Annotated in this window: 10 protein-coding genes; 9 read left to right on the plus strand and 1 reads right to left on the minus strand. The window is 73.0% G+C overall.

All coding sequences use genetic code 11. The annotated features are described in order from the left end of the window. The first annotated feature begins 96 nt into the window (after positions 1-96). Complete coding sequence (locus AB0H75_RS26180) at positions 97-1,410, plus strand: cellulose binding domain-containing protein (RefSeq protein WP_367800377.1); 1,314 nt, start codon at positions 97-99, stop codon at positions 1,408-1,410. 34 nt (positions 1,411-1,444) lie between these two features. Here AB0H75_RS26180 and AB0H75_RS26185 read toward each other — a convergent pair whose 3' ends face one another. Next, positions 1,445-2,155 (minus strand): FadR/GntR family transcriptional regulator, encoded by a 711-nt coding sequence (locus tag AB0H75_RS26185; RefSeq protein ID WP_367800379.1) that lies wholly within the window; start codon positions 2,153-2,155, stop codon positions 1,445-1,447. A 133-nt stretch (positions 2,156-2,288) separates the two neighbouring features. Here AB0H75_RS26185 and AB0H75_RS26190 point away from each other — a divergent pair, with 133 nt between their 5' ends. From AB0H75_RS26190 to AB0H75_RS26225, 8 genes are all read left to right on the plus strand, one after another. Beyond that, positions 2,289-3,893: an ABC transporter substrate-binding protein gene (locus AB0H75_RS26190; protein ID WP_367800381.1), complete on the plus strand. Its 1,605-nt coding sequence runs from the start codon at positions 2,289-2,291 to the stop codon at positions 3,891-3,893. Continuing rightward, positions 3,890-4,849, plus strand: a complete 960-nt coding sequence (locus AB0H75_RS26195) for an ABC transporter permease (RefSeq protein ID WP_367800383.1) — start codon at positions 3,890-3,892, stop codon at positions 4,847-4,849. The genes AB0H75_RS26190 and AB0H75_RS26195 overlap by 4 nt, the downstream gene beginning before the upstream one ends. Further along, the gene (locus tag AB0H75_RS26200) at positions 4,846-6,819 is read left to right on the plus strand and encodes a dipeptide/oligopeptide/nickel ABC transporter permease/ATP-binding protein (RefSeq protein ID WP_367800385.1); all 1,974 of its coding nucleotides are present in this window, start codon (positions 4,846-4,848) and stop codon (positions 6,817-6,819) included. Before AB0H75_RS26195 ends, AB0H75_RS26200 begins: the two co-directional genes overlap by 4 nt. Further along, positions 6,812-7,801, plus strand: a complete 990-nt coding sequence (locus AB0H75_RS26205) for an oligopeptide/dipeptide ABC transporter ATP-binding protein (RefSeq protein WP_367800387.1) — start codon at positions 6,812-6,814, stop codon at positions 7,799-7,801. The genes AB0H75_RS26200 and AB0H75_RS26205 overlap by 8 nt, the downstream gene beginning before the upstream one ends. Further along, a complete protein-coding gene (locus tag AB0H75_RS26210) occupies positions 7,798-8,703 on the plus strand; it encodes a dihydrodipicolinate synthase family protein (RefSeq protein WP_367800389.1) in 906 nt (301 codons plus the stop codon). The genes AB0H75_RS26205 and AB0H75_RS26210 overlap by 4 nt, the downstream gene beginning before the upstream one ends. Before the next feature lie 108 nt (positions 8,704-8,811). After that, positions 8,812-10,008, plus strand: a complete 1,197-nt coding sequence (locus AB0H75_RS26215) for a cytochrome P450 (RefSeq protein WP_367800391.1) — start codon at positions 8,812-8,814, stop codon at positions 10,006-10,008. Between the two features lie 117 nt (positions 10,009-10,125). After that, the gene (locus AB0H75_RS26220; RefSeq protein ID WP_367800393.1) at positions 10,126-11,685 is read left to right on the plus strand and encodes an acetyl-CoA acetyltransferase; all 1,560 of its coding nucleotides are present in this window, start codon (positions 10,126-10,128) and stop codon (positions 11,683-11,685) included. Between the two features lie 67 nt (positions 11,686-11,752). Further along, positions 11,753-12,790, plus strand: coding sequence for an LLM class flavin-dependent oxidoreductase (locus tag AB0H75_RS26225; protein WP_367800395.1), 1,038 nt, complete (start codon positions 11,753-11,755; stop codon positions 12,788-12,790). The last annotated feature ends 51 nt before the right edge of the window (positions 12,791-12,841 follow it).

Below are 12,841 nucleotides of genomic sequence, written 5' to 3' on the forward strand. Positions count from 1 at the left end.
GCGTTCGCCCAGCTCGCGACGGTCCGGGCTTGACCGGATCGGCGCGGCGCGGGATGAGGGAGGTGTCCGGCAGCACCCTCCAGGCTGGGGAGTCCGATGAGTCAAGGCCGTCGCCGGTTGCTCGCCCTCGTGCTTCCCGGCGTGCTGATCGCGCTGTGCGCCCTGCTGCCCCTGACGCAGCGATCGGCCGGCGCGGCCGGCGCGCCCGGCGACCCGCCCGGCCCGGTGACGGGCAACGCCACCTACTTCGACGCCCTCGGCTCCCCGTACGGCGGCTGCGGGCTGCCCCAGGAGAACCTCGACGCGCAGGACTTCGTCGCGCTCAACGTCTACGACACGCCCGGCGACTACTCCTTCTACCCCCGGCCGCTGACGGGGGCCGACCTCGACAAGGCCGGGCTGTGGGACAACGGCCTCAACTGCGGCCGCTACGTCCAGGTCGAGATCGGCGACTACTGCACGGGCGTCAACGACGGCGCCCAGAACCAGCCGTTCTGCCGCGGCGGCTCCTGGGTGTCCGACGCCTACAGCGGGGCGAAGCTGACCATGATCGTCGCCGACAGCTGCGGCGACTCCAACGCCTGGTGCCGCGACGACCCCTACCACCTGGACCTGGCCAAGGGCTCGCTCAACCGGTTCGTGAAGAACGGCGCCGCGGTCGGCGACCTGTATCCGGGTCACTGGAACAACCGGCACGTCACCTGGTCGTTCGTCCCCGCGCCCGGTTACAGCGGCGACCTCGCCATCGGGTTCCTCCAGGGCGCCCAGATCTGGTGGCCGGCCATCGCCGTCTCGCACCTGGCCGACGGCATCCACGGCGTCGAGTACTTCGCCGACGGGGCCTGGCGGGCGGCGCGGATGAACGGCGACATGGGCCAGTCGTACGTCATCGGCGCCACCACCTCGGGCGGCGACCAGTTCCAGATCCGGGTGCGGGACGCCACGGACACACTGATCAACGGCGGGCGCGTCTACAGCTTCGGCCTGCCGGCGGCCTGCGCCTCGCGGTGCGCGGCGCCGTACACCAAGGTCGCCTACACCACCTCTCAAGGGCCGACCGCCACCCCGACCCCGACCCCCACTCCCACGTCCACTCCCACGGGCGGCACCGGTGCCGCCTGCGCCGTGAGCTACCAGGTGACCAACGCCTGGCAGGGCGGCTTCACGGCCGGCGTCACCGTACGGAACACGGCCGTCACGAGCTGGAACGACTGGACGCTGACCTGGACCGCGCCGCCGGGCGTGACCCTGGTGAGCGCGTGGAGCTCCACCATCACCCCGTCGGGCGGCACGTGGACCGCCAGGGGCCCCTCCTGGGCGCCGGGCCTCGCGCCGGGCGCCTCGGCCACCTTCGGCTTCCAGGCCACCGGCCCCTCCACCCCCGCCCCGGCCACCTTCACCTGCTCCTGAAACCGATCACCCCGCCCGGCCGGGGGCCGGGTCGTCAGCCGCCGATCCTGGCCACCCGGTTGCGGACGCCCTCGAAGTGCGCGTGGACGGCGGAGACGGCGGCGGCCCTGTCGCCCCTCAGCACCGCCGTGTAGATGTCGCGGTGCCGCCTGGCCACGTCGCCCGGCGGCTCGTCGGGTGTGCCCAGCGCGTCGCGGAGCTGGTAGTAGACGTCCCAGAAGGCGCCGAGGAGCTGGCTGACCAGGGGGTTGCCGAGCGGGCGGTAGAGCAGGTCGTGGAAGAGGCGGTCGGTCTCGGGGCTGACGAGGCCGGCCTCCGCCTCGCGCTCCATCCTGGCCATGACGTCGCCGGCCGGGGTCAGGTCGATCTCGGGGCCCAGCTCGATCAGGCGCTGGACCAGGCCGCTCTCCAGGATCTCGCGGATCTCGACCAGGTGGGACAGGTGGTGGGCGCCGTTCTGCAGGGTGATGCGGCTGTGGAAGGTCAGCTCGTCCACCAGGCCGGACAGGGACATGCGGCCGACGAACATGCCGAAGCCGTGCCGGATGTCGACGATGCCCACCGCCTGGAGGGCCTTCAGCGCCTCGCGGATCGAGTTGCGGCTGACCTGGAGCTCCTCCATCAGCTCGGACTCGGTGGGCAGGGGATCCCCGGCCACCAGACCGCGCCGGACGATCAAATCTTTGACGCCCTCCTGGGCTTCGACGGCACGGCTCGGGCGTGCCCGGCGCGGGACGGTGGTCATGAAGAATCCTTTCGTCGTAGGTAACAATCCGGAAATCTTCCGTTGACCTCAAGCGGGGGCAGCATTTAGCGTCCAGGTTATCGCACAACATAGGACGTGGGATGTCCTACGTTCTACGTATCAGGAGGCATCCGTGAGCTCTGAGTTCAGCCGCCGTGACTTCCTGCGTTACAGCGGAGCGACGGGTGCGGCGGCGTTCATCGCGAGCACCCTCGCCGCCTGCTCCGGCGGCCCGGCCTCGACCGGCTCCGTGGGAGCCGGCTCCAACAAGGACCTGATCACCGCCGTCATCGGCTACGGCAACGACCAGAGCTGGGACCCGACGCAGACCGCCTCGGCCTTCGCCATGGCCGGCATCAACCACGTCTACGAGGGGTTGCTCGACACCGACCCGATCACCCGCGAGCCCTACCCGGCCCTCGCCACCGCGCTGCCCGCCGACCTGAACGCCACCTCGTGGCGGTTCACCCTCAGGGACGGCGCCAGATGGCACGACGGGCAGCCGGTCACCGCCGACGACGTGGTCTTCACCTTCGAGCGCATCCTCGGCCCGGACAACGTCCTGACCGGCAACTTCTTCAAGACCTGGCTGAAGGAGGTGAGGAAGACGGACGAGCGGAGCGTGGAGCTGGTGTTCAGGTTCCCGTTCCCCGACGCCGCGCCCCGGCTCACCATCGCCAAGATCATGCCGAAGCACGTGTTCGGTCAGGCGGGTGCCTGGGACCAGGCCAAGAGCGGCAAGGCCGTCGGGTCGGGGCCGTACAAGCTGGCCGCGCACAACCCCAAGTCCAACACCTCCTTCCAGGCGTTCGACGGCTACAACGGCCCGCGCCCCGCCACGGTCAAGGAGATGAACTGGCTGACGATCGTGGACGCCGCGGCGCGCGTCGCCAAGATCTCCGGCGGCTCGGCCGAGGCGCAGATCGCCGACAACATCCCGTACGCCAACGTCGAGCAGCTCAGGAAACAGGGCCTGACGGTCGAGGGCGGCAAGGGCATGAACCACCTGTTCCTGATGTTCAACACCGGCACCAAGCCCTTCGACGACGTACGCGTGCGCCAGGCGCTGCACTACGCCATCGACAAGCAGAAGATGATCGACGTGGCGCTCAAGGGCCACGGCACGGCCTCCAGCTCCTTCCTCAACGAGGGCCACCCCGACCACAAGCGCGCCTCGGTCGTCTACGACCACGACCCCGAGAAGGCCAAGGCGCTGCTGAAGGCGGCCGGCGTCCGCGACCTGGCGGTCAACCTCATGGCCGTCAACGTGAGCTGGATCGCCGACTGCCTGCCCACCATCGCCGCCTCCTGGGAGGCGATCGGGATCAGGACCACGCTGGAGCCGCAGGACACGGCCGCGCTGTTCACCAAGATGGACCAGTTCCAGGAGTACCAGGTCGTCGCGGCGGCCTCGAACCCCAACCAGTTCGGCATGGACGCCGACCTGATCCTGCACTACAACTACGTGCCCGGCGGCCTGTGGATGAAGTACGCCCACTGGGACGGCACCGAGGACGCCGAGAAGCTGTTCGCGATGATGGACAAGGCCGCCAAGGAGACGGACAAGGCCCGGCGGACCGAGCTGATCCACGCGTACCTGGACTTCGTCGCCGAGCAGGCCGTGCTCTACCCGGTCGTCCACAACGAGCTGATGACCGCCTACGACCCGAAGAAGCTCTCCGGCGTCCGCGCCCAGCCCTACCCGGGCATCAACCTGCTGCAGGCCAAGAGGACATGACGCTCGTCGCCAGGATGCTGCTGCGGCGGCTCCTCATCCTGATCCCGCTCGTGCTCGGCGTGGTCGCGTTCGTCTTCATCGTGATGCGCTTCTCCAGCGCCAAGCCGGAGTACGCCTACTTCCAGGGCGCGAACCCGACCCCCGAGCAGATCCGCCAGTTCCAGATCGAGAACGGCCTGCTGGACCCGCTGCCCCTCCGCTACGTCCGCTTCGTCGCGGACCTGGCGCGGGGCGACATGGGCACCAGCGTGCTGACGAAGAAGCCGGTCGTCGAGTCCGTGACGACCGCGCTGCCGCTGACGCTCCAGCTCACGTTCCTGGGCCTGGCGGTGGCGGTGGTGCTGTCGCTGGTGTTCGGCGTGACGGCGGCGCTGTTCCGCGACCGCTGGCCCGACCAGGTGATCCGCATGGTGTCGCTGATCGGGGTGGCGGCCCCGGCGTTCTGGCTGGCGCTGCTGATGATCCAGTGGCTGGCGGTCGGCGAGGGGCTGTTCCCGACCGGCGGCTACATCAACCCGGCCGACTCCCTCACCGGCTGGCTGCGGTCGATGACGCTGCCCGCCCTGTCGTTGTCGCTGCCGATCGCCGCCCAGCTCACCCGCATCATCCGCACCTCGATGGTGGAGGAGCTGGACCGCGACTACGTGCGCACGGCCGTCGGCAGCGGCCTGCCGATGGTCGTGGTCGTCGGCCGCAACGTGCTGCGCAACGCCCTGATCAACCCCCTGACCGTGCTGGGCCTGCGCATCGGCTACCTGATCGGCGGCACGGTCGTGATCGAGACCATCTACGGCCTGCCCGGCATGGGCCAGCTCATGATCAACGCCGTGCGTGACGGCGACCCGGCCGTCGTGCAGGGCGTGGTGCTGACCATCGCCGTCGGCTTCATGGTCGTCAACCTGGCCGTCGACATCCTGTACCTGCTGGTCAACCCCCGCCTCAGGAGCGCCGCATGAGACGTGACCTGACCGAGCGCCTGTCCCGCCCCGGCTCCCGCCCCGGCTCCCGCCCCGGCGTCGCCTTCCGCCGGCTGAGGCCGATGTCGTGGGTGTCGGTCGGCATCCTCGTGGTGGTCGTGCTGGCCGCGCTGCTGGCGCCGTGGATCGCGCCGCACTCGCCGTACTTCCAGGAGGCCGCCGGCGGCGGCCCGTCCGCCGGGCACTGGATGGGGCTCGACAGCGCCAACCGCGACATCCTGTCCAGGCTCCTGTACGGCGCCCGCTGGTCGCTCGTCATCGGCCTCGGCGCGACCGGCCTGGCCCTGCTGGCCGGGGCGATCGTCGGCGCGGTCGCGGCCACCTCGCGCAGGGCCGTGGACGAGACCGTCATGCGCGTCCTGGACGTGATCATGGCCTTCCCCGGCATCGCGCTGGCGGCCGTCCTCGTGGCGGTGTTCGGCGGCAGCATCCCGGTGCTGGTCATGGCGATGGCCTTCCTCTACATGCCGTCCGTGGCGCGGGTCGTGCGGGCCAACGTGATCGCCCAGTACGGCGAGGACTACGTGGCGGCCGAGCGCATCATCGGCGCGCGCACGCCGCACATCGTCGTCAAGCACGTCGCGATCAACTGCGCCGCGCCCGTGCTGGTCTTCTGCACGGTCATGGTGGCCGACGCGATCGTGTTCGAGGCGTCGCTGTCGTTCATCGGCGCCGGGGTGCGCCCGCCCGACCCGTCGTGGGGCAGCGTCATCGCCGACGGCAAGAACCTGGTGCTGCTCGGCGGCTGGTGGGCCACGGTCTTCCCCGGCCTGCTGATCCTCCTGACCGTGCTCGCCCTGAACGTCCTGTCCGAGGGCATCTCGGACGCCTGGGCGGCCCCCGCCGCCCGCAGGGCGCCGGTGAGGCGGGACGACGACGCCTTCGAGCGGGTCCGGCCGGGCTCCGGCGAGCCCGTCGAGCTGCCCGGGCTGGCCGAGGCCGCGCGCCGGCTGGCCGAGCGGGCCCGCCCGCTGCCGCAGGGGACGCCGATCCTGTCGGTGGAGCGGCTGCGGATCGGGTTCGCCGAGGGCGTGGACATCGTGGACGGCATCGGCTTCGAGGTACGCCCCGGCGAGGTGCTGGGCCTGGTGGGCGAGTCCGGCTGCGGCAAGTCGCTGACCGCGCTGACCGTCATGGGCCTGCAGCCCCGCGACGCCCGCGTCAGCGGCCACATCCGCTTCGACGGGCGGGAACTGCTGGCCGAGTCGCGGCACACCCGCCGCCGGCTGCTCGGCCACGAGATGGCCATGATCTACCAGGACGCCCTGTCCTCCCTGAACCCGGCCATGACCATCAAGGCCCAGCTCAAGCAGCTCACCCGCAGGGGCGGCCGGCGCAGCCCCGCCGAGCTGCTGGAGCTCGTCGGGCTCGACGCGCGGCGGACGCTGTCGTCGTACCCGCACGAGCTGTCGGGCGGGCAGCGGCAGCGGGTGCTGATCGCGATGGCGCTGTCGCGCGACCCCAAATTGATCGTCGCCGACGAGCCCACCACCGCGCTCGACGTGACCGTCCAGGCACAGGTCATCGAGCTGCTGCTGCGGCTGCGCGAGGAGCTGGGGTTCGCGCTGATCCTCGTCTCGCACGACCTCGCGCTGGTCGCCGACGTGACCGACCGCGTCGTCGTCATGTACGGCGGCCAGATCGTCGAGACCGGCGTCACCGCGGCCCTGGTCGGCTCGCCCGCCCACCACTACGCGCGCGGCCTGCTCGGCTCGGTGCTGTCGCTGGAGTCGGGGGCCGAGCGGCTGACGCAGATCCGCGGCGTGGTGCCCGCCCCGGCGGACTTCCCGCCCGGCTGCCGGTTCGCCGACCGGTGCCCGATGGCCACGGACGTGTGCCGTACCGAGACGCCGGCGCTGGAAGGCGACGCCACCCACGCGGTGGCCTGCCACCACCCGGCCCCCGCCGAGGCGGGCGGCCCGCGAGTGAGGAGTGAGCAGCGTGCTTGAGCTGCAGGACGTGCACGTCGTGCACCGGGCCCGCTCCGGCGGGCTGTTCTCGCGGGAGCGCGTGTACGCGCTGACGGCGGCGAGCCTCACGGTCGCCCCGGGCGAGACCGTCGGCGTCGTGGGGGAGTCGGGCTGCGGCAAGTCCACCCTGGCCAGGGTGCTGGTCGGGTTGCAGCGGCCGGCCTCCGGCACCGTGCGCTTCCGCGGCCAGGACCTGTGGGCGCTGAAGGAGGCGGAGCGGCGCGCGCTGGTCGGGTCGAACGTCGGGATGATCTTCCAGGACCCGTCCACCGCGCTCAACCGCCGCCTGCCCGTGAGCCAGGTGCTGCGCGACCCGCTGGACGTGCACCGGCGCGGCACCCCCGCCGAGCGCGACGCCCGCGTACGGGAGCTGCTCGACCTGGTCGGCCTGCCCTCCAGCGCGGCCGGCGCCCTGCCGGGCCAGCTCTCCGGCGGGCAGCGCCAGCGCGTGGCCGTGGCCAGGGCGCTCGCCCTCGAACCCGGCCTGGTCGTGGCCGACGAGCCGACCAGCGCCCTCGACGTGTCCGTCCGCGCCCAGATCCTCAACCTGCTGCTCGACCTGAAGGAGCGGCTCGGGCTGGCCCTGGTGTTCATCTCGCACGACATCCAGACCGTGCGCCGGATGAGCGACCGGGTGGTCACCATGTACCTGGGCAGGATCGTGGAGCAGACGCCGGCCCAGGCGGTGCCGCTGGGGGCGCGGCACCCGTACACGCGGGCGCTGTTCTCGGCCACTCCCGGGCTGATCTCGCCGATCAACCCGATCCCGCTGGTGGGGGCCGTGCCCTCGGCCACCAGGCCGCCGAGCGGGTGCCCGTTCCGCACCCGGTGCTGGCGGGCCGACGACGTGTGCGCCGCCGCGTGGCCGGCCGCGCGGGCCGACGACGACCACCTCTTCCACTGCCACCACCCGGTGGCGGCGGGGGCGACCGACCTCGAACTGATCCAGGAGCGCGCATGAGCCTGTCCGGTGTGATCCCGCCCGTCTGCACCCCGCTGACCCCGGAGGGCGAGGTGGACACGGCCTCGCTGGTCCGGCTGGCCGACCACCTGATCGGCGGCGGCGTGGACGCGCTGTTCGTGCTGGGGTCCTCGTCGGAGGTGGCCTACCTGACGGACGCGCAGCGGCGCACCGTGCTGGAGACCGTCATCGGGCACGTGGGCGGGCAGGTGCCGGTGCTGGCCGGGGCGATCGACATGACGACGCCGCGGGTGCTCGACCACGCGCGCGTCGCGGCCGCGGCGGGGGCGTCGGGGCTGGTGGTGACCGCGCCGTTCTACACCCGGACGCACCCGGGCGAGATCCGCACCCACTTCCGCACCGTGGCCGCGCGGACCGGGCTGCCCGTCTACGCCTACGACCTGCCGGTCTCCGTCCACACCAAGCTGGGCGCCGACCTGCTGCTCGACCTGGCCGCCGAGGGCACGCTGGCCGGGGTCAAGGACTCCAGCGGCGACGACGGCGGCCTGCGCGCCGTCATCCTGGGCCGCGAGGCGCCCTTCAGCGTGCTGACCGGCTCCGAGGTGACCGTGGACGCGGCGTTGTGGATGGGGGCCGACGGCGTCGTGCCGGGGCTGGGCAACGTGGACCCCCACGGGTACGTGAAGCTGTACCGCGACGCGGCGCGCGGCGACTGGCAGGCGGCGCGCGCGGAGCAGGAGCGCCTGGCCCGGCTGTTCGCGATGGTCCACGTCGGCGGCGCGCGCATGGGCGGCAGCTCGTCGGGCCTCGGGGCGTTCAAGGCCGCGCTGCACCTGCGCGGCATCATCGACTGCCCGCTCACCGCGCTCCCGCAGACCCCGCTGAACGAGGACGAGGTCGGCCGCGTCGGCAAGCTGCTGGCCGCCGCCGGGCTGCTCTGACGGTCGCCCCCGGGCCGCGCGCCCGGCGGGGCCAGGGGCTACTGTCGAGGTGAGCGCGCGCAGTCAGCCGGATCCGTCCGGGGCCGATCCCCCTCCTCGGGAGATGACATGAGCGATACCACGGTGGTTCCCCTGCACATGCGGCGCGACGGGTTCGACCCCGCCCCCGAGCTGTCGGCGCTGCGCGAGGGGGAGGGCGTGCGCCGGGTGCCCACCCCGTTCGGGGTCGAGGCGTGGGTGGTCAGCCGCTACGCCGACGTGCGCGAGGTGCTGGGCGACCCCACGCGTTTCAGCAACGCCCAGAGCATGGTGTTCCGCGGGGCCGGCCGGCCGCAGTACAGCGAGGAGCAGACCAGGAGGATGCTGGCGGGCAACCTGCTCGCCTTCGACCCGCCCGAGCACACCCGGCTGCGCCGCATCCTGACGCCGGAGTTCACCATGCGCCGGATACGCCGCCTGGAGCCGCGCGTCCACGAGATCGTCGCGGAGCACCTGGACGCGATGGAGCGCACCGGGCCGCCCGCCGACCTGGTCACCGCCTTCGCCCTGCCGATCCCGTCGCTGGTCATCTGCGAGCTGCTGGGCGTCCCGTACGGTGACCGCGACGGCTTCCAGCGGCGTACCGGGAAGGTGCTGGACATCTCGCTGCCGGTCGAGGAGCGCACGGCGGCCAGCGCCGAGCAGCGCGCCTACATGACCGGGCTCGTCGCCCGCGCCCAGGCCGAGCCGGGCGAGGACATGCTCGGCATGCTCGTACGCGAGCACGGCGACGACCTGTCCACCGACGAGCTGGTGGGCATCGCCGGGCTGCTGCTGCTGGCCGGGCACGAGACCACCTCCAACATGCTCGGCCTCGGCACGCTGGCCCTGCTGCGCCATCCCGACCAGCTCGACCTGCTCAGGAAGGAGCCCGAGCGGATCGGCGCCACCGTGGAGGAGCTGCTGCGCTGGCTCAGCATCGTGCACTCCGGCACGGGCAAGGTCACCACGACCGAGGTCGAGCTGTCCGGCGTCCGCGTCCCGGCCGGCGCGCTCGTGATGTGCGCGCTGCCCGCGGCCAACCGCGATCCGGCGTTCATCTCCGACCCCGACCGCCTCGACATCACCCGCGGCGACCTGGGCCACGTCGCGTTCGGCCACGGCGTGCACCACTGCCTGGGGGCGCCGCTGGCCAGGATGGAGATGCGCATCGCCTTCCCGGCGCTGTTCGAGCGGTTCCCTGGGCTGCGCGAGACCGGCACCGCGCCGGTGTTCCGCTCCTTCAACGTCGTGTACGGCCTGACCGCTTTCGAGGTCACCTGGTAGAGGGTTCCGCGCGCTGCCCGCCGGGGATAGCCTCGGTAATGTTTGAGACGAAATTCGGCTATAAATCGTCCCTGGCCGAGCCGGGGGGCGTGCCCGGCTTGGAGCGTGAGGATGAGCGTGCCTGACCTTGATCCCCGCACGCCGGTGCTCGTGGGCGTGGGACAGGCGTCGGAGCGGATCGGCGAGCCCGGCTACCGGCGGCTGTCGCCCGTCGAGCTGGCCGCGGAAGCGGCGCGCGAGGCCCTGGCCGACACCGGCGCGGACGCCGGGGCGGTGGCCGCCGCCGTCGACACCGTGGCCGGCGTGCGCCAGTTCGAGATCTCGGGCCCCGGCCTGCCGTCCCCGCTCGGCCGTTCCACGAACTACCCCAGGTCCGTGGCCGTCCGCGTCGGCGCCGCGCCCCGGCGGGCGATCCTGGAGGTCGTCGGCGGGCAGGGGCCGCAGCACCTGGTCAACGAGCTGGCCGCCACCATCGCGGCCGGCGGGGCGGACGTGGCGCTGGTCTTCGGCTCCGAGGCCATCTCGACCGTCCAGCACTTCGCCGCGGCCGAGGACAGGCCGGACTTCAGCGAGAGCGTCGAGGGCGACCTGGAGGACCGGGGGTACGGGCTCAAGGGCCTGGTGTCGCGCTACCAGGTGGCCCACGGGCTGACCGACGCGCCCAGCCAGTACGCCCTGTTCGACAACGCCCGCCGCGCCCGCCTCGGGCAGAGCCGGGAGGAGTACGCCGCCGGGATGGGCGCGCTGTTCGCGCCGTTCACGAAGGTCGCCGCGGCCAACCCGCACGCCGCCGCCCCCGTCGAGCGCACCGCCGAGGAGCTGGTCACGCCGAGCGAGCGCAACCGGCTGATCGCCGAGCCGTACACCCGCTACCTCGTGGCCCGCGAGAAGGTCAACCAGGGCGCGGCCGTGCTGCTCATGTCGGCCGGGCGGGCCCGGCGGCTGGGCGTCCCCGAGGACCGGTGGGTGTTCCTGCACGGCCACGCCGACCTGCGCGAGCGCGACCTGCTCGACCGCGCCGACCTCAGCCGCGGCCCGGCCTCGGTGATGGCCGTCCGGCACGCGCTGGAGCTGGCCGGGATCGGCGTCGCCGACCTGACGGCCATCGACCTCTACTCCTGCTTCCCGATCGCCGTGTCCCACGTCTGCGACGGCCTCGGCCTGCCCGCCGACGGCTCGCGCGAGCTGACGGTGACCGGCGGCCTGCCGTTCTTCGGCGGCGCGGGCAACAACTACTCGATGCACGCCATCGCCGAGGTCGTGGGGCGGCTGCGGGCCGCGCCCGGCACGTACGGGCTGGTCGGCGCGAACGGCGGCATGCTCAGCAAGTACTCCGCCGGCGTCTACTCGACGGCCCCGGCCCCGTGGCGGCCGGACCGCTGCGCGGCCCTGCAGGCGGAGATCGACTCCTGGCCCGCCGTCCCGCACACGGTCCGCGCCGACGGCCGGGCCACGATCGAGACCTGCACCGTCAAGCACGGCAGGGGCGGGCGGCGCACCGGGATCGTGATCGGCCGCCTGGAGGCCGACGGCCGCCGCTTCCTGGCCACGGCCGACGACGACCGCACCCTCGACCTGCTCAGCACCGGCGAGCCGTTCGGGCAGCGGGTCCACGCCCGCTCCGCCGACTCCGGCAACCGGGTCGCGGTGACCACGGCGGGGCCGCCGCGGGGCTGATCCGGCCTCTGGCCCCGGGGCGGCTTGTGCGAGACAGTGGAGCAAGATCGGCCCTGAGGAGGCGGCAGTGCGGCTCGGATTCAGCATCGGCACCCTCGGCCCGGTGGCGGCCGGCCACGAGGCCCAGCTCACGCTGGTACGCGAGGCGGAGCGGCTCGGCTACGACTCGGCGTGGGCGTCGGAGGGGTACGGCGTCGACCCGGCGACCACGCTGGCCTGGCTGGCGGCCGGCACCGAGCGGATCGGCCTGGGCAGCGGCGTCATCCAGGTGACCGGCCGCACCGCGATCGCGGCGGCGATGGCCGCCACCACGATCGACCGGCTGTCGGGCGGCCGGTTCCTGCTCGGGCTGGGCGCGTCCGGCCCGCAGGTGGCCGAGGGCTGGCACGGCCAGAGGTACGAGCGGCCGCTGGCCCACCTGCGCGACTACGTGGCCGTGGTCCGCACCGCGCTGGAGGGCCGGCCGGTCGAGCACGCCGGGCCGGAGCTCGTGCTGCCGCTGCCCGGCAGCCGCGGCAAGGCGCTGAGCATGACGGTCGCACCGGTGCGGCAGCCGCTGCCCGTCCACCTGGCGGCCATGGGGCCGAAGGCGGTGGCGCTGGCCGGGGAGATCGCCGACGGATGGCTGCCGATCCACTTCCCGCCCGAGCACCTCGCCGAGACGATGGAGCACCTGCGGGCGGGGGCGGCCCGCGCCGGGCGGGACGTGTCCCGGGTGGAGGTCTCGCCGATGGTCATGGCCATGGTGGACGACGACGCCGACTACGCCCGCGACCTGATCCGCCCGATGCTGGCGCTCTACCTGGGCGGCATGGGCACCCGGGGCGTCAACTTCTACAACCGGCTCGCGCACCGCCTCGGCTTCGGCCCGGCGGCGGCGCGCGTGCGGGACGCCTACTTCGACGGCGACCTGGGCGAGGCGATGGAGGAGGTCACCGACGACCTGGTGGACGCCCTGGCCCTGTGCGGCACCCCGGCGCGGGTGCGCGAGCGGCTGGCCGACTACCGCAAGGCGGGCGCGACCAGGGTGATCGTCGGCCTGAACGCGCCCACCGTCGAGGACCGCGCCGAACAGCTCGCCTGGCTGGCCGAGCTGAACGCGTGAGCGGGCCGGACGCGTGACGGGCCGGACGCGTGACGGGCTGAGCGCGTGACG

Source organism: Nonomuraea sp. NPDC050783 (assembly GCF_040802095.1).
Taxonomy (GTDB): domain Bacteria; phylum Actinomycetota; class Actinomycetes; order Streptosporangiales; family Streptosporangiaceae; genus Nonomuraea.